The organism is Methylobacterium durans (assembly GCF_003173715.1).
GTDB lineage: Bacteria > Pseudomonadota > Alphaproteobacteria > Rhizobiales > Beijerinckiaceae > Methylobacterium > Methylobacterium durans.
In genome coordinates this window covers 358,872-384,354 of sequence record NZ_CP029550.1, presented here as the reverse complement: position 1 = coordinate 384,354, position 25,483 = coordinate 358,872, and the positions used below count along the sequence as shown (strand labels likewise).

General features: G+C 68.2%; 18 protein-coding genes and 2 pseudogenes. 13 read left to right on the top strand and 7 right to left on the bottom strand.

Going from position 1 to position 25,483, the window contains the following annotated elements:
* Window positions 1–121 precede the first annotated feature (121 nt).
* From pal to glmM, 5 genes are all read left to right on the top strand, one after another.
* Window positions 122–622, top strand: coding sequence for a peptidoglycan-associated lipoprotein Pal (gene pal, locus DK389_RS01685; protein ID WP_109887102.1), 501 nt, complete (start codon window positions 122–124; stop codon window positions 620–622).
* Window positions 623–728: 106 nt separating this feature from the next.
* Window positions 729–1,682, top strand: coding sequence for a tol-pal system protein YbgF (gene ybgF / locus DK389_RS01680; RefSeq protein WP_109887101.1), 954 nt, complete (start codon window positions 729–731; stop codon window positions 1,680–1,682).
* Between the two features lie 136 nt (window positions 1,683–1,818).
* Window positions 1,819–3,096 (top strand): tRNA lysidine(34) synthetase TilS, encoded by a 1,278-nt coding sequence (gene tilS / locus DK389_RS01675; RefSeq protein ID WP_162560440.1) that lies wholly within the window; start codon window positions 1,819–1,821, stop codon window positions 3,094–3,096.
* Window positions 2,978–4,900 carry an ATP-dependent zinc metalloprotease FtsH gene (gene ftsH / locus DK389_RS01670; RefSeq protein ID WP_109887099.1) on the top strand — a complete coding sequence of 641 codons (1,923 nt, stop codon included), beginning with the start codon at window positions 2,978–2,980 and terminating at the stop codon, window positions 4,898–4,900. Before tilS ends, ftsH begins: the two co-directional genes overlap by 119 nt.
* A 210-nt stretch (window positions 4,901–5,110) precedes the next feature.
* Complete coding sequence (gene glmM, locus DK389_RS01665; protein WP_109895906.1) at window positions 5,111–6,451, top strand: phosphoglucosamine mutase; 1,341 nt, start codon at window positions 5,111–5,113, stop codon at window positions 6,449–6,451.
* A 4-nt stretch (window positions 6,452–6,455) separates the two neighbouring features.
* Here the strand turns inward: glmM and DK389_RS01660 are convergent, their stop codons facing one another.
* Together DK389_RS01660 and DK389_RS01655 are read right to left on the bottom strand one after the other, a co-directional pair.
* Window positions 6,456–6,761, bottom strand: a complete 306-nt coding sequence (locus DK389_RS01660; RefSeq protein WP_109895904.1) for an MmcQ/YjbR family DNA-binding protein — start codon at window positions 6,759–6,761, stop codon at window positions 6,456–6,458.
* 45 nt (window positions 6,762–6,806) lie between these two features.
* Window positions 6,807–7,049 (bottom strand): hypothetical protein, encoded by a 243-nt coding sequence (locus tag DK389_RS01655; protein ID WP_109895902.1) that lies wholly within the window; start codon window positions 7,047–7,049, stop codon window positions 6,807–6,809.
* A gap of 244 nt (window positions 7,050–7,293) precedes the next feature.
* Between DK389_RS01655 and DK389_RS01650 the strand changes: the two genes are divergently transcribed.
* The 3 genes from DK389_RS01650 (at window position 7,294) to DK389_RS01640 (ending at window position 9,894) form a co-directional block, all read left to right on the top strand.
* On the top strand, window positions 7,294–8,265 hold the full coding sequence (locus DK389_RS01650; protein WP_109887097.1) for an outer membrane protein: 972 nt from the start codon (window positions 7,294–7,296) through the stop codon (window positions 8,263–8,265).
* 331 nt (window positions 8,266–8,596) lie between these two features.
* Window positions 8,597–9,538: an outer membrane protein gene (locus tag DK389_RS01645; protein WP_109887095.1), complete on the top strand. Its 942-nt coding sequence runs from the start codon at window positions 8,597–8,599 to the stop codon at window positions 9,536–9,538.
* A gap of 35 nt (window positions 9,539–9,573) precedes the next feature.
* Window positions 9,574–9,894 carry a hypothetical protein gene (locus DK389_RS01640; RefSeq protein WP_109887093.1) on the top strand — a complete coding sequence of 107 codons (321 nt, stop codon included), beginning with the start codon at window positions 9,574–9,576 and terminating at the stop codon, window positions 9,892–9,894.
* A 3-nt stretch (window positions 9,895–9,897) separates the two neighbouring features.
* On the opposite strand, the gene DK389_RS01635 is transcribed toward DK389_RS01640, so the two are convergent.
* Window positions 9,898–10,446: an HNH endonuclease gene (locus DK389_RS01635; RefSeq protein WP_109887091.1), complete on the bottom strand. Its 549-nt coding sequence runs from the start codon at window positions 10,444–10,446 to the stop codon at window positions 9,898–9,900.
* Window positions 10,447–11,055: 609 nt separating this feature from the next.
* Between DK389_RS01635 and DK389_RS01630 the strand changes: the two genes are divergently transcribed.
* Both DK389_RS01630 and DK389_RS01625 read left to right on the top strand, forming a co-directional pair.
* Window positions 11,056–13,770: a DUF3772 domain-containing protein gene (locus DK389_RS01630; protein ID WP_109895900.1), complete on the top strand. Its 2,715-nt coding sequence runs from the start codon at window positions 11,056–11,058 to the stop codon at window positions 13,768–13,770.
* Window positions 13,771–13,795: 25 nt separating this feature from the next.
* The gene (locus DK389_RS01625) at window positions 13,796–14,296 is read left to right on the top strand and encodes a CAP domain-containing protein (RefSeq protein ID WP_109887090.1); all 501 of its coding nucleotides are present in this window, start codon (window positions 13,796–13,798) and stop codon (window positions 14,294–14,296) included.
* A 4-nt stretch (window positions 14,297–14,300) separates the two neighbouring features.
* On the opposite strand, the pseudogene DK389_RS01620 reads toward DK389_RS01625, so the two are convergent.
* Window positions 14,301–15,133, bottom strand: a pseudogene (locus tag DK389_RS01620) (OmpA/MotB family protein).
* Between the two features lie 29 nt (window positions 15,134–15,162).
* Window positions 15,163–15,936, bottom strand: coding sequence for a motility protein A (locus tag DK389_RS01615; protein WP_109887088.1), 774 nt, complete (start codon window positions 15,934–15,936; stop codon window positions 15,163–15,165).
* A 291-nt stretch (window positions 15,937–16,227) separates the two neighbouring features.
* Here DK389_RS01615 and DK389_RS01610 point away from each other — a divergent pair, with 291 nt between their 5' ends.
* Complete coding sequence (locus DK389_RS01610) at window positions 16,228–18,006, top strand: glucan ABC transporter ATP-binding protein/ permease (RefSeq protein WP_109887086.1); 1,779 nt, start codon at window positions 16,228–16,230, stop codon at window positions 18,004–18,006.
* 257 nt (window positions 18,007–18,263) lie between these two features.
* Here DK389_RS01610 and DK389_RS01605 read toward each other — a convergent pair.
* Window positions 18,264–19,147, bottom strand: a pseudogene (locus DK389_RS01605) (YihY/virulence factor BrkB family protein).
* A 293-nt stretch (window positions 19,148–19,440) separates the two neighbouring features.
* Between DK389_RS01605 and DK389_RS01600 the strand changes: the two are divergent.
* Complete coding sequence (locus tag DK389_RS01600) at window positions 19,441–21,795, top strand: PAS domain-containing protein (RefSeq protein WP_109887084.1); 2,355 nt, start codon at window positions 19,441–19,443, stop codon at window positions 21,793–21,795.
* A 116-nt stretch (window positions 21,796–21,911) separates the two neighbouring features.
* Here DK389_RS01600 and xoxF1 read toward each other — a convergent pair whose 3' ends face one another.
* Window positions 21,912–23,717 (bottom strand): lanthanide-dependent methanol dehydrogenase XoxF1, encoded by a 1,806-nt coding sequence (gene xoxF1, locus DK389_RS01595; protein ID WP_109887082.1) that lies wholly within the window; start codon window positions 23,715–23,717, stop codon window positions 21,912–21,914.
* 768 nt (window positions 23,718–24,485) lie between these two features.
* Here xoxF1 and DK389_RS01590 point away from each other — a divergent pair.
* Window positions 24,486–25,388 carry a DMT family transporter gene (locus tag DK389_RS01590; protein ID WP_236961118.1) on the top strand — a complete coding sequence of 301 codons (903 nt, stop codon included), beginning with the start codon at window positions 24,486–24,488 and terminating at the stop codon, window positions 25,386–25,388.
* Window positions 25,389–25,483: the final 95 nt, after the last annotated feature.

Genomic DNA, 25,483 nt, shown 5'->3' with positions numbered 1-25,483 from the left:
CGTCAAGGTTGACGGAACATTCGCTTAACCCGCTCGGCCTAGAACAGAGCCCATCACGCCCGCGGAGACCGCCTCGAAGACCGCAGCCGGCCTTCGGCCCCGCCCGAGGAGAACGATCATCATGCTCAAGACCGTGCGCACCCGCGTGCTCCCGCTCGCCGCGGTGCTCGCTGCCGCGCTCAGCGTCGCAGCCTGCAGCAACGACAAGGACCTCGCCGACGCCTCGGCCTTCGGGGCCGGCGCGGCGACGCCGGGCAGCGCGCAGGACTTCGTGGTGAATGTCGGCGACCGCGTGTTCTTCGAGTCGGACTCGACCGACCTGACGCCCACCGCCACCGCCACGCTCGACAAGCAGGCTGCGTGGCTGCAGCGCTACCCGCGCTACACGTTCCTGATCGAAGGCCACGCCGACGAGCGGGGCACCCGCGAGTACAATTACTCGCTCGGCGCCCGTCGCGCGCAGGCCGTGAACGACTACCTTGCCTCCCGCGGCATCGCGAGCGGGCGCATCCGCACCGTCTCCTACGGCAAGGAGCGGCCGGTCGCGGTCTGCAACGATATCTCCTGCTGGTCGCAGAACCGCCGCGCGGTCACCGTGCTGGACCGTGGCGCTGGGACGTAAGGGGCATTTCCGCGCCGTATTTTTGCCGCGGCGCGGCACATCTGATAGTGCGGGCGCGCCGCGCGGATGACGCGGCGCACCATCGTCGAAACGATCGGCTCACGCCATGCTCCGCCGCCTCCTTTTCGCGCTCAGCCTCAGCCTGTCACTCGGCCTTCCGGCGGTCGCACAGGACGCCTCGGAGTTCGTCGTTCGGCTGAACCGGCTGGAGAACCAGTCGAGGATGATGGCGGGGCAGATCGAGACCCTCCAGTACGAGAACCGCCAGCTCAAGGAGCAGCTGCGCAAGTTCCAGGAGGACGTCGAGTTCCGCCTGCAGGAAGGCAAGGGCGGCGGCACGAAGCCCGCGGGCGGCGGTGCCGTCAACGGCGGAAACCCCGGTGCGGGCAAGCCTCAGAAGCGCGGCGACGCCTTCGATCCCGGCCAGAATCCGGGCCAGCCCGGCGCGCCGATGCAGCTCGGCACGACGACGCCCTCGGCCCCTGTCGCCGTCCAGTCGCCACCGGCGACCGCTCCGGGTCGGCTGCCGGCCGCCGCGATCGACGAAGGCGAGGAGGGCGAGGTCGACCCGCAGGCCCCTGTCGACCTGACGCCGCCGTCCCGCATCGGCACCACCGGGGCACTTCCGCCGGCCGCACGGCCCAAGGCCAGCGTCGCGGCGACGGGATCGGGCGACGCGAAGGCCGATTACGAGATGGCGTACGCCTACATCCTTCAGCGCCAGTACGAGCAGGCGGAGATGAGCCTGCGCCAGTTCATCCAGTCGCATCCGCGCGATGGACTCGTCCCGGCCGCCACCTTCTGGCTCGGCGAGAGCTACCTTCAGCGCAGCCGCAATCGCGAGGCGGCCGAGCAGTTCCTGAAGGTCTCGACGGATTATGCCCGCTCTGCTCAGGCGCCGGAGGCGATGCTGAAGCTCGGAACCTCGCTTCACGCTCTCGGCGCTCGCGAGCAGGCCTGCGCGACGCTGGCCGAACTCGAGCGCAAGTTTCCGAGCGCCTCTGCCAGCGTTCGTCAGGGCGTGACCCGCGAGCAGAAGCGGGCACGCTGCGCGGCCTGAGGCCCCGTCGCGCGGAGGAACGGCGCGCGGGTCACGGGTTCGACATTTCGCGCTTTCACCGCTCGAATGACGCTAATGGGAGCCGGGGCGTCTTCCGCCCTCTTCGGCGGGCACGATCGGGCGGCGCATCGTGACGATGAGGCACGACACAGGCGATGAGCGCGACCAACGGATCGCGGCAACCCTCGAGGCCGTGCTGTCCGAGACGCGCTCGAGGGCGGTCCTGGGAGTCTCGGGCGGCCCCGATTCCACGGCCCTGATGCACGCCGCCGCTGCCTGCGCGACCGGGCGGCTGCATGTCGCCACGGTCGACCACGGCCTGAGGCCGGAATCGCAGGCGGAGGCGGCCGCGGTAGGACGGGCCGCGGACGGGCTCGGTCTTCCCCATCGAATCCTAGCCTGGGACACCGGGGCGCGGCCCGCATCCGGCATCCAGGCCGCGGCGCGCGCCGCCCGCTACCGGCTCCTCGCGGCCTTCGCCGCGGAGGTCGGAGCCAGCCTCCTGCTCACGGCGCACACGCTCGACGACCAGGCCGAGACAGTGCTGATGCGGCTGTTCGCTGGGAGCGGGCTCGCCGGGCTCGCCGGGATGCGACCGGAACGCACTCTCGGCCGCGGCCTGCGTCTCGTGCGTCCGTTTTTGGGGATCCCGAAGGCCGAGCTCGTCGCGTGGTGCGAGGACCGGCACATCGCCTACCTGCATGATCCCTCGAATGCCGATGAGCGCTTCACCCGCGCGCGCCTGCGCCGGTTGATGCCCGAGCTCGCCCGCGAGGGCCTGAATACCGGCCGCCTCGTGCGACTGGCGGAACGGGCCGCGCGGGATGAAGCCGCCCTGCAAGGTGCCGCCCGAGAACGCCTGGCCGCGCTCCGCCTGTCCTCGCCGGAGGGCGGATTTCGCCTGTCCGGCTCGGGTCTGATCGGGCACCCGGAAGCGGTGACGCTCCGGCTGATCGAGCGCGCGATGGATGCGGCGGGCGCCGAGGGGCCGCGGCGCCTGGAGCGTCTGGAGCGGCTGACTCTCGATACGCTGCTGCCGGCTGTGAAGGCCGGGCGGCCGGCGCGGCGCACGCTTCGGGGACTAATCGTCGATGTCGCGCGCAACGGCGACATCACCCTCTCGCCGGCGCCGGAGCGGCGGCGCGGGACCGCGACGACCGGAGCGCCCGAACCGCCTTGCGAGTTACTTGGCAAGGGGACCCCGCCACCTACATTGGCCCGGAGTGCGAGGATGATCCCGCCGCGTCGGGCAAGGGGTCCGGGGCAGGGGACCCGCACTCGCCAAGGATTGATCGATGAACCCGAACTTTCGGAATTTTGCCCTTTGGGTCGTCATCTTCCTCCTCGTCCTCGCGCTCGTGACCCTGTTCCAGAACCCGGGTCATCGCGGCGGCGGGAGCGAGATCGCGTATAGCCAGCTCCTGAACGACGCCGATGCCGGCAAGATCCAGTCCGTGGTCATTTCCGGGCAGGACGTCAGCGGTACCTACGTGGGCGGCGGCAACTTCACATCCTACGCGCCGAACGATCCGAGCCTGGTCTCGAAGCTCCAGGGCAAGGGCGTGCAGATCACGGCGCGTCCGCCCTCGGACAACACGCCTTGGTTCATCCAGCTTCTCGTGAGCTGGCTGCCGATCCTCGTCTTCATCGGCGCCTGGATCTTCCTCTCGCGCCAGATGCAGTCGGGCGCGGGCCGTGCCATGGGCTTCGGCAAGTCCAAGGCCAAGCTCCTCAACGAGGCGCACGGGCGCGTCTCCTTCGACGATGTCGCCGGCGTCGAGGAGGCCAAGGAGGATCTCCAGGAGATCGTCGAGTTCCTGCGCGACCCGCAGAAATTCCAGCGGCTCGGCGGCCGCATTCCGCGAGGCGTGCTGCTCGTCGGCCCGCCCGGCACGGGTAAGACACTGATCGCCCGCGCGGTCGCCGGCGAGGCGAACGTGCCCTTCTTCACGATTTCGGGCTCCGACTTCGTCGAGATGTTCGTCGGCGTCGGTGCCTCCCGCGTGCGCGACATGTTCGAGCAGGCGAAGAAGAACGCGCCCTGCATCATCTTCATCGACGAGATCGACGCGGTCGGCCGTCATCGCGGCGCCGGCCTTGGCGGCGGCAATGACGAGCGCGAGCAGACGCTGAACCAGCTCCTCGTGGAGATGGACGGCTTCGAGGCGAACGAGGGTGTGATCATCATCGCCGCCACGAACCGACCGGACGTGCTCGACCCGGCGCTCCTGCGTCCGGGCCGCTTCGACCGGCAGATCATGGTGCCGAACCCGGACGTGACCGGTCGCGAGCGCATCCTGCGCGTCCACGTCCGCAAGGTCCCGCTGGCCCCCGACGTCGACCTGAAGACCATCGCCCGCGGCACGCCCGGTTTCTCGGGCGCGGACCTCATGAACCTCGTCAATGAATCGGCGCTTCTGGCCGCGCGCCGCGGCAAGCGCATCGTGACGATGCATGAGTTCGAGGACGCCAAGGACAAGGTCATGATGGGCGCCGAGCGGCGTACCCTCGTCATGACCGAGGACGAGAAGCGGCTCACCGCCTACCACGAGGGCGGCCACGCCATCGTCGCACTCAACGTGCCGGCAACGGATCCGGTCCACAAGGCCACGATCATCCCTCGCGGCCGGGCGCTCGGCATGGTCATGCAGCTCCCCGAGCGCGACAAGCTCTCGATGAGCTACGAGCAGATGACGTCGCGGCTCGCGATCATGATGGGCGGCCGGATCGCCGAGGAGATGATCTTCGGCCCCGAGAAGGTCACGTCCGGCGCGCAGTCGGACATCGAGCAGGCGACGCGGCTTGCCAAGATGATGGTGACGCGCTGGGGCTTCTCGCCCGAGCTCGGCACCGTCGCCTACGGGGACAACAACGACGAGGTCTTCCTCGGCATGTCGATGGGGCGGCAGCAGACCGTCTCGGAATCGACCGCCCAGAAGATCGATGCGGAGGTTCGCCGCCTCGTCGAGCAGGGCCTTGAGGAGGCCCGGCGCATCCTGGCCGAACGCAAGGACGACCTCGAGGTGCTGGCGCAGGGGCTCCTCGAATACGAGACGCTGACCGGCGAGGAGATCCGCAATCTCATCAATGGTCGGCCGCCCGTGCGCGACGGCGGCGACGTTCCGCCGACGCCCGCCCGCGGTTCGCCGGTGCCGAGTGCAGGCCGGGGTCGTCCTCGCGAGAACGACGGCGGCCTGGAGCCTCAGCCGCAGGCTTGAGGCGGATCACCTGACCTCAAAGAGGGCGTCCCGTTCGGGGCGCCCTTTCTCGTTCCCCATATGGCTCGTTCCGCCATATTGCGACCGCCTTTCAAGCAGAGCGCTCACGCCGATAGCTACGATTCACTACCACCGAATCTCGGCGCCTCCCGCCCTGCGAAAGCTGCTAGGTTGGCGGCCACGATATCTGTGGGCGACGCGGAGGCGCAGGTGCGCAAGTACTTTGGGACGGACGGCATCCGGGGACGCGCCAACGGGGTCATCACGCCCGAACTGGCCCTCAAGGTGGGTCAGGCCGCCGGCCTCGTCTTCCAGCGGGGTGATTACCGGCACCGGGTCGTCATCGGCAAGGATACGCGCCTCTCGGGCTACATGATCGAGACGGCGCTCGTCGCAGGCTTCACCTCTGTAGGCATGGACGTACTGCTGCTCGGCCCGATGCCGACGCCGGCCGTCGCGATGCTGACGCGCTCGATGCGCGCCGATCTCGGCGTCATGATCTCCGCCTCGCACAACCCCTACGAGGATAACGGCATCAAGCTGTTCGGGCCCGACGGGTTCAAGCTCAACGACGAGGTGGAGCGCGCCATCGAGGCGCTCATCGACGGCGAGTTGCACAAGCGCCTCGCGGGCTCGCACGATCTCGGCCGCGCCAAGCGCATCGAGAGCGTGCACGCCCGCTACATCGAGTTCGCCAAGCGGACGCTCCCGCGCCACGTGACCCTCGACGGGTTGCGCGTCGTGGTCGATTGCGCGAACGGGGCGGGCTACCGCGTCGCGCCGGAGACCCTGTGGGAACTCGGGGCCGAGGTGATCTCGATCGGCGTCGATCCCGACGGCTTCAACATCAACCGGGACGTCGGCTCGACCGCGCCCGCCGCCCTCGTCAGCAAGGTCCGGGAATTGCGCGCCGACATCGGCATCGCGCTCGATGGCGATGCCGACCGCGTGATCATCGTCGACGAGAAGGGGCACATCGTCGACGGCGACCAGCTCATGGCCGTCGTCGCCCGCTCCTGGAAGGAGGACGACCGCCTCACCCAACCGGGGCTCGTCGCGACCATCATGTCGAATCTCGGTCTCGAGCGGTATCTCGGCGGCATCGGGCTGAGCCTCGCCCGCACGGCGGTGGGCGACCGCTACGTGCTCGAGCACATGCGCGAGCACGGCTACAATCTCGGGGGTGAGCAGTCGGGCCACATCATCATGTCTGACTACGCCACGACCGGGGATGGTCTGGTGGCGGCTCTCCAGCTCCTCAGCGTCGTGAAGCGTCAGGAGCGTCCGGTGAGCGAGGTCTGCCACTGCTTCGAGCCGCTGCCGCAGATCCTCAAGAACGTGCGCTACCGCTCGGGTGAGCCCCTGCGCCAGGAAGCGGTGGTGACCGCGATCGAGAATGCCCGCGAGCGGCTCGGCAATTCGGGCCGCCTCGTCATCCGGCCGTCCGGCACCGAGCCCGTCATCCGCGTGATGGCCGAGGGCGACGACCGCAGCCTCGTCACCGAGGTGGTGGACGAGGTCGTCGACGCCGTGACCCGGGTGGCGGCCTGAGGAGTCAGGCAGGCTCCTGGGCGGCGACGAGGTTGGGCGGCGCCGTCGCCTGCCACGCCGCGAGGAGCGCGCCGCGCAACGTCTCCTCGTCGGCCTCCGGCAGATCGAGATTCGTCCAGCCGCGGCGTCCCCAGGCGCCCGGCACCGGCGCGAACAGATCGGGCTCCGCCTCGATCAGCAGCGCCTGCTGTTCCGGGACCAGGCGAAGCACGATCCGCTCTTCCTCGACCCAGAGCGTCGCGTAGATCCGACCTCCGACGCGGAAATCCGGGTTGCCCATATGGGCGCCCGCGATCGTGCCGGGCAGCATGAGGCAGAGCGCGCGAACGTCCTCGGGCAGCACGCGAGGGCTCCGTCAGAGGCGCGGTTCCGCGGAAGCCGGCCACCAGACCCCCACCTGCTCGCGGATGTCGCCAGGGGCGGTGCCGGTATCGGCGTCCGACACCCACTCCTCGGGCTCGACCACCGCCTCGACCGCATCGTCGGGGTAATGTGCTTCCAGGAACAGGCGGGCCTCACCCTCCGCCGCGGCCCGAACCGTGACCAGCGGGCGCTCGCCCTGCGCCGATCGGATCCGGGCGATGAACAGGCGCGTCATGATCGGGTTCCGTGGCGTGCTCGCGGGGAGCGGATCGGTCTGCGGAGCCAACGCGCGAGACCGGCTTTCGTCCCTGGTGCGGATCGCATTCCTCACCGATGCAGGATTTCTCTCCGGCAAGACAACGGTCCGGCAAGGATAAGATTTAACGTTAAGCGCGGTTTAAGACCTTTCGGCCAGAGTCGCTCCGTCATCAGAGCCGGCACGACAAGCTTCCGGCACACGACCGAGTGAAGGAAAACTTATGGCCCGCTCCAAGCTTCAAGCCTTGGCGCGCTCCCTCACGCTCGTCGCGAGCGTCGGCGCGCCTTGCCTCGCACAGGCCGCAGACTTGCTCCCGCCTCCGCCCCCTCCGCCGGTCGCGCCTCCCATCGAGGTCGGGGGCGGCTGGTATCTGCGCGGCGACGTCGGCGCCAGCCTCTATCACAGCAAGGAATTCGTCGCGTACGGCGACAAGTACACCTACGACAACGAGCGCTACTACCAGAATGCCGGATACGGCAGCGGCGCCTTCGCGGGCGTCGGCGTCGGCTACCAGTTCAACGCCTTCCTGCGCGGTGACGTGACGGGCGAGTACCGGTTCTCGAACGGGTTCAGCGCCCGCCACCATTTCGAGTACGACACCGGCGTGGCCGATCCCTGCGGATGCGGCGCGGCAAACCTGCGGGGCAACGTCAACGAGACGGCGAAGGGCAACTTCGACTCAGCGGTCGTGCTCGCCAACGGCTACTTCGATCTGGGCACGTGGTACGGCGTGACGCCGTTCGTCGGCGGCGGCGTCGGCGTCGCCTTCAACACCATCTCGGGCACGCATGTTTCCGGCAACGTCAGCGAGCCGCTCTACGTCACGCTGGTGAATCCGGTGGCGAGCTACAACAAGACGATCGGCGCCTATTACAAGTCGGATACAACGACGAGCTTCGCCTGGGCGCTCCATGCCGGTCTCGGCTTCGACGTGACGCCGAACCTGAAGATGGAAATCGCCTACCGCTACCTGAATCTCGGCAGCGCCAAGAGCGGCGTCGGGGTCGAGGATTGCGAACTCACCAAGGCTTGCGGAGGCGGCTCGCTCGGCGTGTACAAGACCAAGAGCATCGAGGCGCACGACGTGAAGGTCGGCTTCCGCTACCTGCTCGGCGGCGTCGCCGCGGCCCCGCTGCCGCCGCTGATGGCCGATTACCAGCCGGCTCCGGGACCCCTGGTGCGGAAGTACTGAAAAACATCCCGTCCGAACTGGACGAGGACGGCGCGGACAGGATCCGCGCCGTTTTCTTTTTGCAATGATGCCGAATTGCTCCCAGTTACGCCGAGAGCTGCAAGCATCACGACCCGGCAATATTTGCCGAGCGGCGATTTTGCCAGCACAGACACCGGATCGCACCGCCGACCGAGATCGCGGCCTGGATCTAGCTGCCGTTCTGCCTCCCGATAATCTTATCAGGACATCGCGCAGTGGCTTAGCGCAACGGAGCATTAAGGTTACTAGGCTATCAATGCCTTGAGGGAGCGGCACGGTGAGTCGTTTTGCTGCCCTGGGGAAGAATCCGATGCGTACCGTCACCATTCCTGTGCTGGTGGCCCTCGGCCTGTTCGGCCTCAACGCCGCGAACGCCGCCGACTTGGATTACGGCGTCCTGCGCGGGCCGGAATATGAGCCCGCGGTGCCTCTCGTCGATTGGAGCGGCCTCTATTTCGGAGCGCATGCCGGCTACACCTCGGCGAGCCACTCCTACTCCAGCGTCTTCCAGCCGACCTTGGCCAATTATTTCCGGCGACGCGACATCGAGAGTGAGTTCAGCGTCTCGTCCCTTCTGACGACCGGATCGCAGAGGGTCGAAGGGACGAGTTTCGGCGCCTTCGCGGGCTACAATTTCCAGTTCGATGAGACGGTCCTCGGCCTTGAGGTCGATTACACACGCTTTGGGAAGCAGAGCAGCAGCTTCAACGAGATCGCGCGAGCCTTCTCGACCAGCGGCGGGATGCGGGAAGAGGTGTATCTCGCGGGCACGTCGACGACGAAAATCGAGGATTATGGGACGATCCGGGGCCGCGCCGGATACGCGATCGGCAATTTCATGCCGTTCGTGACCGGCGGATTCGCGATCGGTCGGGCGAATATCACCGACGCTGTCACGGTGCAGAACTACGGCTACAATCAGGGGACCTATCAGGCCAACCAGCAACTCACGTCGGGCAGCCCCGCCTACGTGACAAACCACGGCTATCGCAGCTTCAATCAGGCCTATCCCGGCATTCGGTCGACGCCGGCCGGCCAGGGTGTGCAGACCATCCCGGATGACCCGACCGCGCTCGCGGTGGTCGCGAAGACCAAAACCGTCGGCGGCATCACCCTCGGCGCCGGTCTCGAATACGCGCTGACGCAGAATCTCCTCCTGCGTGCCGAGTACCAGTATGTACTCTTCAACGACTTCGACGGCCACAAGGCGAATCTCAACACCGTCCGCGGCGGCGCGGCCGTGAAGTTCTGACCCATTCGAGATCGCGCGAGACGGGAGAAGCCGGTATGGCGCACCATTCGGTTTCGGGCGCGGCGTTGCGCCTTGGCGGCATGGTGGCGGCAGCCGCTATTCTCGCGCAGGTGATCTGCTTGCCGGTTGCCGCTGACGATAGGCCCGGCGGATACAGGCTGCGCGAGCGCCCGCCGGCACGTCTCGTCCACCGGCGTCACGCGCGACCGATCCTGCCTCCGAATATCGCCTACCGCGATCCGCGCTACCGCCCGCCGGCCGTGGTCGCGCCGCCCGTGATCGTGCGGGCATACCTGCCGCGCAAGGCCGCACTCCCGATGTACAACGAGCCGCCGGCACGCTTCCCGCAGCCCTGAGCCTCAGCTGTCCAGCTCGCTGTCCCAGTACAGGTAATCGAGCCAGGTGTGGTGATATTGCCGGTGGTCGAACTCGGGCTGCCGGTGGTGAAGCTCGTAGCGCGTGGGCCGGCGCGGCGCGTTCAGGAGCGGCATGTCTGCCTCGGCCGGGGTCCGGTTGGCCTTGCGCAGATTGCAGGGCGAGCAGGCGGCGACGACGTTCTCCCAGCTCGACAGGCCACCGCGGGAGCGCGGCACCACATGGTCGAAGGTGAGCCCACCGGATGGCAGGCGCAGTCCGCAATACTGGCAGGAAAATCCGTCGCGCAGGTAGATGTTGTAGCGCGTGAAGGCGGGGGTGCGGGCCAGCGTCACGTAATTCTTCAGCGCCACCACACTCGGAACCCGGAGCGAGCGGCTCGGCGAGCGCGCCTCGACGTCGTAGCTCGCCACCAGGGTGACGCGATCGAGGAAGAGGGCGGTGAAGGCATCCTTCCAGGACCAGAGCGAGAGCGGATTGTAGGAGAGCGGCCGGTAATCCGCGTTCAGGACGAGGGTTTGGAGGTCCATCATCGGCGCTACTCTCGGAACGGCTGATGCAGGGGACAACGCGCGGGGATCGGCCGGCGCGCTGTCCCGGGATGATGAAAGATGGCCGCCCTCCGTCTCGCGCGGGCGCTGGACCCGGCAGAGCGGGCGGCCGGGACCAGCCGTGGGCGACAGCCGAACCGGGCGCTCAGCGCCTCGGGCGGCAGGTCTCTACCAACGGGAGACGGGGCGGGGTTCGGCCGCTCACGGCGACCGCGCTGGGCGGAGACGCCCAGGTCCTGGCGGGGCTGAACGCGGATCCGGTTCAGCGCCACCTCCTCGCTACGAGACGAAAAGGCCCTGTCCATCGGGGCTTAGTGTAATATCAGCGTGACACCGTTGTGAAGGTTTGCCGCCCGGCCGCGAGGACGCACCCACAGGCAGCCGCGGCCTCGCTCAGCGCAATGCAGGCCACGGGTGGGCAGCGCCGCGCTTTCGCATTATGGATCGGCCGCAACGATCAGATCTGCTCCGCGACGTCGCTGCTCACGCGCGCCGCGCCGCTTCCCGCCTCATTCGGCCCGGGGCCGCGAGGCCGTGCCCGTGCTGGACCGAGAGGCCCTGGCGCCAGGCGCGAATCGAGAAAGGATGCTCATGAGCCGAAGCCCGCTGACCCGCGGTAGACCGCGCCTCGCGGCTCTCGCCGCCCTGCTGGCCGCCGCACTGCTCGCGCCGGTTGCTGCGCCGGCACAACAAGCCGTCCCGCCATCCGAGCAGGCCAAGCCACAGGCGGGGCCGAGAGAAGCCGCGAAGCCGGCCGAGGCCAAGCCCGGCGACAAGCCTGCCGAGCAGAAGCCCTCGGACGCCAAACCCGCGGATACCAAGCCAGCGCCGCCGAAGCCGGAGATGTCGGAGGCTTTGAAGGCCGTGCGGGCGAAGCTCGACGCGGCCAAGGCCGACCTCACGCAGCGCGAAAAGGATCTCGGCCGCCCGAATCTGACCGCGGTCGATCTATCCCGCATCCGCGAGGGCATCACCCCGGTCGCCGACGAGATCCGCACCATCGTCGACCGGCTCGACGCGCCGCTCGAGGCCTCGCGCGAGCGCCTGACCCAGCTCGGCCCAAAGCCGAAGGACGTCGAGGAGAGCGCCGAGGTCACCCAGGAGCGCGTCGAGCGCGAGGCAGCCGTCGCGCGCATCGACGAGACCCAGCGCCTGGCCCGCTCGCTCCTCGTCCAGAGCGACCAGATCGTCGACCGGATCTCCAATCGCCGTCGCGAGGCCTTCACCAAGGGTCTGTTCGAGCGGTCGCAGGGACTTCTCACGCCAACCCTGTGGACCCGCGTCACCGCGGACATGCCGCGTGACCTGCGGGCTCTCCAGAGTGCGCTGTCCGACATCCTGCTCCTTTTCGGGCGCAACGGCACGCTGCCGAATCTTCTCCTGCTCGGCGTCGCCTTCGGCGTCTCCGTGGCCCTGTATTTCGGGCGCCGCAATATCGCGCCGCGTTTCGGTCGCCGCGACGAGACGAAGAACGACCCGACCCGACGTCAGCGGCTCCTCGGCGCGTGGCGCGTCATCCTGCTCGGCACGGTGCCGGCGGTGGTGGGCAGCTACGCCGTGTACTACGCCCTCGACGCCACCGATCTGCTGCCGTCGCGCCTTCTGCCGGTGGCGGGCTCGATCCTCGGCGGCCTAGCCTTCATTGCCTTCGTGGAGGCGCTCTGCGACGGGCTTCTGTCGCCCGACAAGCCGTCGTGGCGCCCGGCCCCCGTCAGTGACGCGGCGGCCTTCCGGGTCCGGCGCCTCGCCGTCGGCATCGCGACCGTGATCACGGTCACGAAATCGATCGAGGCGCTGAATTCCGGCATCTCGGCGGCCCTTCCGATCTCGATCGCCACCCGCGGCATCGGCGCCCTCGCGATGGTTCTGATCCTCGCGATCGGCCTCCACCGCTTCGCCGACCGGGAGGAGGAGGAGGAAGCCTGCCTCGGCCCGTACGTGCCGACCCGCACGACGACGGGAATCGGCGGCCCGGCCCGCCTCATCGGCTGGGCCGCGGTCGTCGTGATCGGGATCGCGGACCTCGTCGGGTACGTCGCCTTCTCGGCCTTCCTGATCGATCAGTTCGTCTGGACGACCAGCCTCCTCGTGCTCCTCTACCTGCTGATCCAGAGCGCCGACACCTTCATCGGCGGTTCGCTCAGCGACGACACGAAACTCGCCACGACGCTGCAGGCCAATACCGGCCTGCGCAAGCGCTCCCTGCATCAGATCGCGGTTCTGGCGACCGGGACGGCCCGGGTGGTGCTGTTCCTCGTCGTCGCCCTGCTCGCGCTCGCGCCCTGGGGGCTGGATTCCACCGACGTGCTCACCTCGGTGCGCACCGCGTTCTTCGGGTTCAAGGTCGGCGACGTCACCATCTCGTTGTCGTCGATCACGCTCGGGATCGGCATCCTGATCCTCGGCGTCGTGATCACCCGCGCCGTGCAGCGATGGCTGGAACACACCTATCTGCCCGCCACCGACCTCGACGCCGGCCTGAGGAACTCGATCTCGACCGTCAGCGGCTATTTCGGCTTCCTGCTCGCGCTCGCGCTCGCCTTCTCGTATCTCGGCCTCAGCCTGGAGAAGCTGACCATCGTCGCCGGTGCCCTCTCGGTCGGTATCGGCTTCGGTCTGCAATCGATCGTCAACAACTTCGTCTCCGGCCTGCTGCTCCTGTGGGAGCGGCCGATCCGCGTCGGCGATCAGGTGCTGATCGGCGACAGCGAGGGCATCGTGAAGCGCATCTCCGTGCGCTCCACGGAGATCCAGACCTTCGACCGCTCGGCCGTAATCGTGCCGAACTCCAACCTGATCTCGGGCGTGGTTAAGAACCGGGTGCGCGGCGACCGAACCGGCCGCGTCACGCTCACCGTCAGCGTGCTCCGCAACCAGGATCCGGTCCGGGCGGCGGAGCTCATCATCGGCTGCGCCCGGGCGCATGTGGACGTGCTGAAGGAGCCCGAGCCCCGCGTGGTGTTCCGCAAGATCGGCGACCCGTTCCTCGAGTTCGAGCTGATCGCGATGATCTCCGATGTCAGCCTCGGCCTGAAGGTGCAGACGGACTTGAACTTTGCGGTCTTCAGAACCTTATCGGAGGCCGGCTTCATACCGCCGCTCGGTCCCGGTTCCAGCGTCGTCACGGTGCAGGGTCTCGACGGAATGCAGAACGCGCTGGGCGAGATCGCCGGCCGGTTCGGGCGTCTGCCGTCCGAGCCCGAGGCGGGCGCTGGAGCGGAGCGGGTGGCAGCACCGGCCGAGGAGGCCGAGCCGGTCCGGTCCGCGACGCCGCGCGACCTGAGCCGGAGGAGCGCGGGCGGCTAGGCCCGCCGACAGGGAGACAGGGTTCGTGGCACGGTGGCGTTTCATCGGTTCGGCGGCGGCCGTCATCGGCACGCTCGGCCTTGCGGGCTGTGCGGGCGAGCCACAGGCGACGTCCGCGCTGCCGAGCCTGTACTGGCCGCTCACCACGAACACCGCGCAGCTCGACACGAACGCCGCCCGTGAGATGATCTCGGCCTATCGACGGGGTCGCGGAGAGGCGCCCCTGACGCTCGACCCCGAATTGCAGCGGCTGGCCGAGACCGAGGCCGCCGCGATGGCCGCGGCGGACCGCCCCAGCAAGGCACAGACGGTCAAGGTGGCGGTCGAGCGGCTCGGCTATCAGAAGGCCAACGCCAACCTCTCGGCCGGCTATCACACGCTGGCCGAGGCGTTCTCCGGCTGGCGCGACAGCCCCTCCCACAATGCGGTGATGCTCGATGCGAGCGCGACCCGGATGGGCATCGCGACGGCCTACGCGCCGAACTCCAAGTACAAGGTCTACTGGGCGCTGCTCGTCGCCAAGTGAAGCCTCACGGCAGGCCGCGGCCGGCGGGCGTCGGCGGCGCTTCCTTGAGGAGCGTCACCGTCACGCGGCGGTTGGCCGTCAGGTAGGGATTGTCGGGGAACAGCGGCTCCGTGTCGGCCTTGCCGCTGACCGAGGCGAAGCGGTCATCGGGAATGCCGGCGCCCGCCAGGATCTCGCGCACGCTGATCGCGCGGTTGGCCGAGAGTTCCCACGGCGGGGCAGGGGCCGGTTACCCGGCCGGTCGCTCGCCGTGAAGCCGGTGACGGCGATCCGGTTCGGCAATTGCCGGAGCGCCGGGGCGAGCTTCTCGAGGAGGCGCCGCGTCCGGTCGTTCGGACGGCTCGATCCTTCCGGGAACATCGAGCGCCCGTCCTGGTCGACGATCGTCACGTCGAGCCCCTTGGCGGACGGCGCGATGATGATGTTCTTCGAGATCTCCGCGACCTCCGGCATGTCCTGCAGCGCCTGCCGAAGCGAGGCTGCGGCAAGCCCGAAATTCTCTGCCTCGCCGCGGTCGGAGAGGCCCGCCTCCACGGTCTGGTCGATCCGCGGCGGCGTGGTGCGGTCGCTGGCGCGCTCGGGTGGCACGTCTCGGAGGTAGCGGACCCGGTCCGCGGTCGGCAGCCCGGTCTGCTCGATGATGCCGGCGAACCGCGATTCCTTGTTCACGCCGAAGGCGTCGCGCATCGAGCCCGCCACCGCCTGCATCTTCTTCTGATCCTGCGTCGAGTACGCCGCGATCATCACGAAGAAGCTCATCAGGAGCGCCATCAGGTCGGCGAAGGTCACGAACCAGCCGTGGCCGCCATGCGCGCCGCCGCGCTTCTTCTTGGCCACCGGAGAGCCCTCCCGACCTCAGGCCGCGCTCACGCCGCCGCCTCGGAGAGTTCCTCGCGGTGGTTGTGTGGAAGGTAGGCGATCAGCATCTCGCGCACGAGCGACGAACTCTTCTGGTCGCGGATCAGCAGGATCCCGTCGATGATGAGGGAGCGCGAGACATCCTCTTCCTCGAGCTTGACGTGCAACTTGTCGGCGAGCGGCAGGGTGATCATGTTGGCGATCAGCGCGCCGTACAGGGTGGCGAGCAAGGCGGTTGCCATGGCGGGCCCGAGCTTCGAGGGGTCCGACATGTTGGCGAACATCGTCACCATGCCGAGGATGGTGCCGATCATGCCCCAGGCCGGCGCGCAATCGCCGAACGCCCGGTAGATCTTCGAGCCCTCATCGAGATGCATGAGGAAGTTGTCGCGGTCCCGCTCCATCGTATCACGTATGAATTCCCGGTCGTAGCCGTCGGCGATGTAGCGGGCGCCCTGCGCCAGGAACGGGTCCGAGATCTCCATGTTCTCGAGCGCCATCGGCCCGCTCTTGCGCACCACGTCGGCGATCTTGGTGATCTCGTCGATCAGCTCGCGCGGCTTGACCGAGCGCATGGTGAAGGCGAAGCGCAGGCCCATCGGCAGGCCGTGCATGATGGTCGAGAATGGGAAGCGCATCATCGTGGCGGCGGTGGCGCCACCGAAGATCACGATCACGGCGTGCTTGTCGAAATAGGCGGCGAAGTTGCCGCCGTCGATCATGATCAGCACGAACACGACGGCGAAGCCGCCGATCAGGCCGACACCGGTTGCGAGATCCATGACGACGAAGCCTGACGGTGAGCGTGCGCCGTCCCTCGGGGACGACACCGTCCCCATGAGTAGGGAAACGGGCTGAACGAACCGTAAAAGCGGGGCGGCGGGGCTTTACCTTGAGGCCGCTCTGGGAAAAATTTCGAGCGCGCCGCGTCATGCGGCGTTCAGGCAGGATCTGCCATAAGCCACTCTGCCCGGGGCGGTTTTGCGGCCTTCCTCAAGGCTGCGGGCTCGTCGGGCACGGACGCGAAGGACCGGGGTCACACCGGCCGCGCCGGGAGGTTTTCGGAGCTGGGCATGTCGATATTTCGTCTCTATGGACGGGTGATGGGGCTTCTCGGCCCGGACAGGAAGCTAGCGGTCGGCCTGGCCGTCGCGAACATCGCCCTCGCGGTCGCGGCCTTCGCCGAGCCGCTGCTGATGGGCCGCATCATCGACCAGCTCACCCACCTGAGCCGCAACGCCGACGCGTTCGGGACGCTGGTGCCGCTGATCGGCGCCTGGGTCGCCTTCGGCTTCTTCACGATCGTGGCGGGCGTCGCCATCGCCCTGCACTCGGACCGGCTCGCCCATCGCAGCCGGCTTTCCACGATGGCGAACTACTTCGAACACGTCCTCGACCTGCCGCTCGCCTTCCACTCGGCGAACCATTCCGGCCGCGTTCTCAAGGCGATGTTGGAGGGCACGAACGGGATGGCGTGGCTCTGGCTCGGCTTCTTCCGCGACCATTTCGCGGCCCTGGTATCGCTCGGCGTGCTGCTGCCGCTGACGCTGTTCGTGAACTGGCAGCTCGGCTCGATCCTCGTCGTGCTGGTCCTCGTCTTCACGGCGCTGACCACCTTCGTGATGCGCCGGACCGAGGCGTTGCAGGGCGAGGTCGAGCATTATCATTCGGGCCTCGCGGCGCACGCCTCAGACGCTCTCGGAAACGTCGCCGTCATCCAGTCCTTCACCCGCGCCAAGGCGGAGAAGGACGCGATGCATGGCATCATCCACAACCTGCTGAAGGCCCAGATTCCGGTCCTGTCTTGGTGGGCGCTGGCGGCGGTCGCGACCAAGGCGTCGGCCACCATCACCATGACGGCGATCTTCATCACCGGCATCGCGCTCTACCAGGCCGGCTCGACCACGGTCGGCGAGGTCGTGGCCTTCATGAGCCTCGCCACGATGCTGGTGTCGCGCCTCGACCACGTCGTCTCCTTCGTGAACGGCCTGTTCCAGCAGGCGCCGAAGATGGCCGAGTTCTTCGAGATCCTCGACACGGTACCGGCCGTGCGCGACCGGCCGAACGCGAGGCCGATCGCGCGCCTCGACGGCGAGGTCAGCTTCGAGGAGGTCGGCTTCTCCTACGACGGCCGCCGGACGGCCCTCGACGGCGTCTCCTTCACGGCACGGGCGGGCGAGACGGTGGCGCTCGTCGGCACAACGGGCTCGGGCAAGTCGACGACGCTGGGCCTCCTGCACCGGACCTTCGACCCGGACGAGGGCGCGATCCGCATCGACGGCACCGACATCCGCGACATCGGGCTGGCTTCCCTGCGCCACAACATCGGCGTCGTGTTCCAGGAGCCGATGCTGTTCGCCCGCTCGATCCGCGAGAACCTGCAGGTGGGCCGGCCCGACGCGACGGATGCCGAGATGCTCGACGCCCTGGCGCGGGCGCAGGCCAGCGAGTTCATGGCCCGGCAGCCCGACGGCCTCGACACCATCATCGGCGAGCGCGGCCGCTCCCTGTCGGGGGGCGAGCGCCAGCGCCTGTCGATCGCCCGGGCGCTCCTGAAGAACCCGCCGGTCCTCATCCTCGACGAGGCGACGAGCGCCCTCGACGCCGCCACGGAGCGCAAGCTCCAGACGGCGCTGGAGGCGGTGATGGAGGGACGCACCACCTTCGTCATCGCCCACCGGCTCGCCACGATCCGCAACGCGGACCGGATCCTCGTCTTCCACGAGGGCCGGATCGTCGAGACCGGCACCTTCGACGCGCTGGTGGCGGAGGGCGGCCGCTTCGCCGAACTCGCGCGGGCCCAGTTCATGGCGGCCGAGACAGAGGCGGAGGAGATGCCCCTGGCGGCGTGATCGCTGATCGCTGCGAGCGATCATGAAAGCGACGTGCCGGCGTAGATCGCGATCATCCCCGGGCCCGACACAAAACGGCCCGCCTCCCTTCGGGGAAGCAGGCCGGGCAAGGTGGAAACATCGCATGGAGCATGGGTCAAAGTCATCGAACCGTCATTCGGTTCCGGCCCGGGCGCCCGCCACCGTACGATGATGCCGCGCAGGGCCGGTCTCGACCCGCGGCTCGCCGTTTCAGCGCGGACGCGGCGGGCGCGCACTCAGAGGATCGCGGCGCGCTCGTGCTTGGCCTGCATCCGCGCCTGGAGGCGCCGGCGCTTGGCCGCGATGACGGTGCCGTTGATCTCGCCGCCGAACAGGAACATCGCGGCGAGCCAGTAGAGGAAGACAAGGAACACCATCGCGGTGGCGAGGCCCCCGTAGGTCGAGGCGTAGGCGGAGGAGAAGCGGTCGAGGTAGAAGCCGAAGCCGAGGCCCGCCAGGAACCAGAGCGCCAGCGTCACCGCCACCCCCGGCAGCACCGACCACAGGGAGCGCCGGCCGGCCGCCACGAATTTGTGGGCGATGACGAGGACCGTCATGATCAGGAAGGCGGTCACCCCGATCCGCCCGATCGCCACCGTGAGGCTCAGGGGCTCGAGCCGGGGGCGACGTTGAGGAGGTTGCGCCAGATCAGGGGGCCCAGCACCACGAGGAGCGCGAAGGCCAGCATCGCGAAGGCGCCGCAGATCACGTAGCCGATCGATTCGAGGCGGGTCAGCCACCAGGGCCGCATCTCGCGCAACCCATAGGCCCGGTTGAGCCCGACCCGCAGGCTCTCGACGCCGGACGACGAGAAGTAGAGGGCGAGCACCGCGCCGAGGGTGAGCACGCCGCCGCGCTGCTCGGTCAGGACACGGTGCATCTCGTTGACGATGGGCTTGGCCACCTCGCGGGGCCACGCGTCGAAGATCAGCACCCCCGCCTCGTCGGCGAGCGACTTGGTGCCGAACAGGCCGGCGACCGCCGCGAGCAGGATCAGGAACGGGAACAGGGAGGTCAGCATCGAGAGCGCGATGTGGCTCGCGATGGCCCAGCCGTCATGGGCGACGAAGCGCTGCGCGGCGATCCCGGCCACTTCGAAGCTGATGCGGAGGCGTCTCACGGCAGGAAGCGGTCTCGGGGCGCGGGGACGGGCCGACAGGGAGCGCCGGGCGGATACCAAGCGCGCGGACGCGGTTCGTCAACGCGTCAGGCGGCGCCGGGCGCCGATCGCGGGGCGGGTGACGGTTTCGGGCAACGCTGCCGCCGCACGGTCCCGGGCCCGGACGCGACTGAGGCTTTCCCGCATCGCGTCCAAGGATCGTCGACGGCCGAGGTGACAGGGCAGGCCGGACGTGCGTTGTCTGCCGGATGGATGCTGAGCCCGAAGCCGAATGGCCCTGCGGAGACGGCGAGATGGCCGCGCGCATCCGCGCGCACGATTGGTCGGCGACGCCGCTCGGCCCGAGCGGCGCTTGGCCGAGCCGCCTCAAGCTGATGGTCGAGCAGGTGCTGGCGAGCCCGCTCGTGGCAAGCCTCGTCTGCCGGCCCGGTCACATCCTCCTCTACAACGATACGGCGGCCCGCCTCTACGGCGTGCACCACCCGGGCGCCCTCGGGCGGTCCCTTCCCGAGACGTGGCCGGACGGCTACGCGGCGGTCGCGCACCATTACGAGTGGGTGTTCGGGGGCGAGAGCGTCCACGTACCGGCCCAGCCGCTCGCGGTGGGCGGGCCGGGGCAGGTGTTCGACGCCTATCTCAGCCCGGTGCGCGACGACGGGGGCCGCGTCTTCGCCGTGCAGATGATCGGTTTCGAGATCAGCGGCCGCCTCCGGGCGGAGGCCGCGCTCCGCGAGAGCGAGGAGCGGCAGGTGTTCCTGCTCAGATTGAGCAACACCCTGCGGCCGCTCGACGATGCGGTCGAGGTCCAGGATGCGGCCGCGCGCATCCTGGGCGAGCATCTCGGCGCCGATCGGACCTACTACGCGGTGGTCGTCGGCGACTACGAGTTCGCGATCATCGAGCGCGACTATGTTCTGGGCGATGCGCCGAGCGTCGTCGGACAGCACGCCTTCTCCAGCTTCGGCTCGACCTTCGAGGCCTATCGCACCGGGCGCGTCCTGGTGCTCGACGATGTCGAGGCGCCGGGTGCGGTCCCCATCTCCGACCTGCCGGCGTTCCGGGCGCTGTCGATCCGGTCCCTGGTCAGCATGCCCCTGTTCAAGAACGGCCGGACCGTCGCCAGCATGACCGTGCTGAAGGGCGTGCCGCATCGATGGACGGCGCGGGAGATCTCGCTCGTCGAGGATGTCGCCGAGCGGACCTGGGCGGCGGTCGAGCGGGCCCGTGCCGAGGCGGCGCAGCGCGAGAGCGAGGAGCGGTTCCAGCAATTCGCGGCCTCCTCGTCGGACGCCCTCTGGATCCGGGACGGCACGACCCTGGCGATGGAATATGTCAGTCCGGCCATCCGGACGATCTACGGCGTGCCGCCGGACGCCATCCTCGGCGATCCGAAGCGCTGGGCCGCCCTCATCGTGCCGGAGGACCGGGACGTCGCCCTGGCGCATCTGGAACAGGCCAGAGGGGGCGAGGCGGTCACGCATGAGTTCCGCATCCTGCGCCCGAGCGACGGCGCCTTCCGCTGGATCCGCAACACCGACTTCCCGCTCCTCGACGCGGGCGGCGCGGTGCAGCGCATCGCCGGCATCGCCGAGGACGTGACCGATTCCAAGCAGGCCGCCGAGCATCAGACCGTCCTGCTGCTCGAACTCCAGCACCGGGTGCGCAACATCCTGGCCATGATCCGATCCATCGCCGAACGCTCCGGCGAGACCGCGGGGAGCGTGGACGATTATCGCGACCGTCTCGTCGGCCGGCTGCGGGCCCTCGCCCGCACGCAGACGCTGCTCACCCGCGCCGTCAACGCCGGCGTGGACCTCGAATCGCTGATCCGGGTCGAGGTCGAGGCCCAAGCCGCGCATGAGGGGCAGTTCTCCCTCGGCGGCCCGAAGCTGCTCCTGTCGCCGAAAGCCGCCGAGGTGGTGACGCTGGCGGTCCACGAACTGGCGACCAACGCGTGCAAGTACGGAGCCTTCACGCATTCCGCCGGCCGCCTCAGCGTCACGTGGTGCATCACCCGCGAGGCGGCCGAGCCGCGGCTGCACCTCGACTGGATCGAGACCGGTGCGATCGAGCCGCTCACGCCGCCTCAGCGCAGAGGTTTCGGAACGACGCTGATCGAGCAGCGTATTCCCTACGAACTGCAGGGCAGCGGCAAACTCGGCTTCGAGCCGCAGGGGCTGCAATGCCGGCTGGAATTTCCACTGCGACGGGGCGACAGCATCCTGGAGACGGGCATGGGCACGTTGCGCGCGACGATCGCGGGAGGATCGCTCGAAATGGCAGGCGAGGTGGACCTCAGCGGTTGCAAGGTCCTGGTGGTGGAGGACGATTACTTCATCGCCACCGACACGGAGCGCGCGCTGCGCAGGGCCGGGGGCTCGGTGGTGGGGCCGGTCGGCCGGCCGGAGGAAGCGCTGGCGCTGATCGCGCAGGACGCGCCGCATTGCGCCGTCGTCGACATCAATCTCGGCGAGGGCGCCCGCTTCGAGGTGGCTGAAACGCTCCAGGAGCTGGGCGTGCCGTTCATCTTCGTCACGGGCTACGACGACGTGATGATCCCGCCCCGCTTCCAAGACGTGGAGCGCCTGCGCAAGCCGGTCGAGTTTCGTGAGGTCGTGCGGGCCGCGGCGCAGATGTGCGCGACCTGAGCGTTTCGTCGGCGGCGAAGGTCCAGATGCCGCGAAGTCCGACCGGGAACCGACGAAGGAAATGCCGGCGCGGAGACCCGCGCCGGCATCGATTCATTCAGGGCTGACCGAAGGGCTCAGTTGTTCGGCAGCGCGAAGACGGTGAGCTGACCGCCGAGGTTGGTGTAGTTCGACAGGGCGGCGTAGCCGCCGACCGCGCCGAGACCGGCATTCGGGTCGGTCAGGCCGGCCGCGAGGCCGATGCCGGCCCAGCCGCCGACGCCCGACAGGACGCCGATGTACTGCTTGCCCTTGTGCTGGTAGGTCATCACGTTGCCGATGATGCCCGACGGGGTCTTGAACTTGTACAGTTCCTTGCCCGACTTCGAGTCGACCGCCTTCAGGTAGCCTTCCAGCGTGCCGTAGAAGACCACGTCACCGGCGGTGGCGAGCGCGCCCGACCACACCGAGAACTGCTCGGGGTTCGACCACTTGATCTTACCCGCCACGCCGTCCCAGGCGATGAAGTTACCCATGCCGCCGTGCGAGTTCGGGGCGGGGTACATCGACAGGGTCGCGCCGACATAGGGCTGGCCCGGGGTGTAGGACACCTTGAAGGGCTCGTAATCCATGCAGACGTGGTTGGTGGGAACGTAGAAGAGCTGCGTCTTCGGCGAGTAGGCAGCGGGCTGCTGATCCTTCGAGCCGAGGGCGGCCGGGCAGATGCCCTTCGAGTTCACGTCCTCGCCGTTCTGCTCGGTCGAGTACTTCGACACGACCAGCGGACGGCCGTAGGTCTTCGAACCCTTCTCCATGTCGACCTTGGTGGCCCAGTTCACCACCGGATCGAATTTTTCCGCCACCAGCAATTCGCCGGTCGCGCGATCGAGGGTGTAGCCGAAGCCGTTGCGGTCGAAGTGGGTCAGCAGCGGACGCTCCTTGCCGTCGACCTTCTGATCCGTCAGCAGCATCTCGTTGACGCCGTCGAAATCCCACTCGTCGTGCGGGGTCATCTGGTAGACCCACTTGGCCATGCCGGTATCGACGTCGCGGCCCCAGATGGTCATGGACCACTTGTTGTCGCCCGGACGCTGCTTCGGGTTCCAGGTCGAGGGGTTGCCCGAGCCGTAATACATCAGGTTCAGCTTCGGGTCGTAGGAGAACCAGCCCCAGGTGCAGCCGCCGCCGGTCTTCCACTGATCGCCTTCCCAGGTCTTCAGCGAGGAATCCTTGCCGATCGGCTTGCCGAGCGAGGTGGTCTTCTCGGGATCGACCAGGAGTTGATCGTCCGGGCCGACCGAGTAGCCGCGCCACACCTTCTTGCCGGACTTGAGATCGTAGGCGGTGACGTGGCACTGCACGCCGAACTCGCCGCCCGAGATGCCGACGATGACCTTGTCCTTGACCGGCAGAACGGGCGCGGTGTTGGTCTCGCCCTTCTTCGGGTCGCCGTTGACGACCGACCAGTTGACCTTGCCGGCCTTGGCGTCGAGCGACACCAGCGTCGTGTCGGCCTGGTGCAGCAGGATGGCGCCGTCGGCGTGGGCCAGACCGCGGTTGACCGTGTCGCAGCACATGACCGGGATCACGGACGGATCCTGCTTGGGCTCGTATTTCCAGACGATCTTGGCCTCTTTGTCGAGGTCGAGGGCGTAGACGATGTTCGGGAACGGGGTGTGCACGTACATCATGTTGCCGACGACGAGCGGGGAGCCCTCGTGGCCGCGCAGCACGCCGGTCGAGAAGGTCCAGGCGACCTGGAGGTTCTTGACGTTGCCGGCGTTGATCTGGTCGAGCTTCGAGTAACGGGTGTTGGCGTAGTCAACCGTCTGAAGCACCTGCTGGGCCGGGTCCTGACTGCGCTTGAGCACGTCGTCATTGGCGAGCGCGGGCGTGGCGGCTGCCAGACCTGCGCCGAGGGCGAGACAATGGACCGCTCTCATGGTTCCTCCGTGGATTTCCTTCACCGGGGCCGGCCACAGGATTGCAGCCGCCTCTCTGTTTGTTGAGGCAGGCCCGAGCACGTTCTCCCGTCGTCAGTCTTCCCGTCGTCAAGACAGGTCTAACCGCGCGGCATGAACATAAGTAATCGACCGTGAGGGAATTGCAATAAGCAAAACATAAATATTTGCGGTCAATTATTCAATCACAATAGATTGCGCAAGCCGACAGCTAGCCGCATGTCAGTCTTGAAATCAATATCATCGACCGCTCTCTGAATAAGAACCTATGTTTTTTCTTGAAATCCGGTTGACTTGGGCACGACGTTGATTAGTTTCACTTCTGTTTGCGACTGGATCCAACGGCTCTTCAGCTTGGACCGCTCTGGAGCTTCTTGATCACGGCGGGGCCTGCGGACCTCGCCGTTTCTTTTCGTGCGCCGGCAGGCAGATCGGGCCTCGAAAAGCCCGCGTTCCGACCCGCAGCAAGCCCATTGGCGGACGCTCCGAGCGAGGATGAAATCTTTCTTATTCGGAGTCAAATGGCGGGATAATCTGGCAATTACTTCGGGCGAAAACAGGAACTTGCACGCGATCAATCGGCAGTTTCGAAAGATTGTATAGGATTATTAGCCTGCTTTACCGTCTCCCAGCTCGGTGGCGCGATCCTCCCCCGGCCGGGTCGCGGCCATCCCTCACCCGGTGCCGGCATGGGAGCCCTGCACGCGCGCGGTTGCCATGCGTGGCCCGCCGTGCTGCCTGCCGCTCGCCATGCCCGAGAATCCACCCGCGTCGTCCGAGGCCGGCCGCAGGCTCGCCCCGCTCGTGCCGAGCCTCTTCGTCGTCATCTGGGCGACCGGCTTCGTCGCGGCCCGCTTCGTGGCGCCCTACGCCGAGCCCCTGACCTTCGTGGCGATCCGCGTCACGGGCGTCGCCCTGGTTCTGGCGGCGCTCGCGCTCTTGATGCGGGCCCCTTGGCCGCAGGGACGGGCGGGCTGGCGCGACGCCCTGGTGGCGGGCGTGTTGATGCAGGGCTTCTACGTGGCCGGCGTGTTCTGGTCGGTCCACCGGGGCCTGCCGGCCGGCATCGCCGCCCTCGTCGGCAGCCTGCAGCCGCTGCTCACCGCGATGCTGGCGCGTCCCGTCCTCGGCGAGTTCGTCAGCCGCCGCCGCTGGCTCGGCATCGGCGCGGGCTTCGTCGGGGCGGGGCTCGTGCTCGCCCCGAAGGTCGGCGCCGCCGACGCCTCCGGCATCCCGGTGGTCGCGCTCGCCGCCTGCCTCGGCGCGATGGCCGCGATGACGCTCGGCACCCTCTGGCAGAAGCGGACGGCGGCCGGCGCCAACCTCGTCACCAACGCCTCCGTCCAGTTCGTCGGCGCCGCCCTCCTGACGATCCCGATGGCGCTCGCCTTCGAGGCGGGCGAGGTCCGCAACGTGCCCGCCTTCTGGCTCGGCCTGTCGTGGTCGATCCTCGTCAACTCGGTGGCCGGCATCCTGCTGCTGCTCTGGCTGATCCGGCGCGGGGCGGTGGCGGGGGTCGCCTCGCTCCTCTTCCTGGTGCCGCCGGTCTCGGCCGCGATGGCCTTCGCCCTGTTCGGCGAGACCCTGAGCCCGGTCCAGTTCGCCGGCATGGCGGTCGCGGCGGCCGGCGTCGCCATCGCCAGCCGGGCCTGAAGCGGGCCGGCCGAAAGTATAATGAATTCATGGGTTCTCAGGCGGGGAGAGCGACATAAAACCTCTATTGTCATGCTCGTCCTGCCTATAATGAG

What these genes read in the sequence shown, in the direction of transcription:
- DK389_RS01655 (WP_109895902.1), bottom strand. Translation starts at nt 7,049, where the DNA reads ATGACGCGCCTGTTCATCGCCCGGATCCGATCGGCGCAGGGCGAGCGC.
- DK389_RS01615 (WP_109887088.1), bottom strand. Translation starts at nt 15,936, where the DNA reads ATGGATCTCGCAACCGGTGTCGGCCTGATCGGCGGCTTCGCCGTCGTG.
- DK389_RS01650 (WP_109887097.1), top strand. Translation starts at nt 7,294, where the DNA reads ATGGCCCGCTCCAAGCTTCAAGCCTTGGCGCGCTCCCTCACGCTCGTC.
- DK389_RS01640 (WP_109887093.1), top strand. Translation starts at nt 9,574, where the DNA reads ATGGCGCACCATTCGGTTTCGGGCGCGGCGTTGCGCCTTGGCGGCATG.
- DK389_RS01630 (WP_109895900.1), top strand. Translation starts at nt 11,056, where the DNA reads ATGAGCCGAAGCCCGCTGACCCGCGGTAGACCGCGCCTCGCGGCTCTC.
- tilS (WP_162560440.1), top strand. Translation starts at nt 1,819, where the DNA reads ATGAGGCACGACACAGGCGATGAGCGCGACCAACGGATCGCGGCAACC.
- DK389_RS01610 (WP_109887086.1), top strand. Translation starts at nt 16,228, where the DNA reads ATGTCGATATTTCGTCTCTATGGACGGGTGATGGGGCTTCTCGGCCCG.
- ybgF (WP_109887101.1), top strand. Translation starts at nt 729, where the DNA reads ATGCTCCGCCGCCTCCTTTTCGCGCTCAGCCTCAGCCTGTCACTCGGC.
- DK389_RS01645 (WP_109887095.1), top strand. Translation starts at nt 8,597, where the DNA reads ATGCGTACCGTCACCATTCCTGTGCTGGTGGCCCTCGGCCTGTTCGGC.
- ftsH (WP_109887099.1), top strand. Translation starts at nt 2,978, where the DNA reads ATGAACCCGAACTTTCGGAATTTTGCCCTTTGGGTCGTCATCTTCCTC.
- DK389_RS01660 (WP_109895904.1), bottom strand. Translation starts at nt 6,761, where the DNA reads ATGCTGCCCGGCACGATCGCGGGCGCCCATATGGGCAACCCGGATTTC.
- pal (WP_109887102.1), top strand. Translation starts at nt 122, where the DNA reads ATGCTCAAGACCGTGCGCACCCGCGTGCTCCCGCTCGCCGCGGTGCTC.
- xoxF1 (WP_109887082.1), bottom strand. Translation starts at nt 23,717, where the DNA reads ATGAGAGCGGTCCATTGTCTCGCCCTCGGCGCAGGTCTGGCAGCCGCC.
- DK389_RS01590 (WP_236961118.1), top strand. Translation starts at nt 24,486, where the DNA reads ATGCCCGAGAATCCACCCGCGTCGTCCGAGGCCGGCCGCAGGCTCGCC.
- DK389_RS01600 (WP_109887084.1), top strand. Translation starts at nt 19,441, where the DNA reads ATGGCCGCGCGCATCCGCGCGCACGATTGGTCGGCGACGCCGCTCGGC.
- DK389_RS01635 (WP_109887091.1), bottom strand. Translation starts at nt 10,446, where the DNA reads ATGATGGACCTCCAAACCCTCGTCCTGAACGCGGATTACCGGCCGCTC.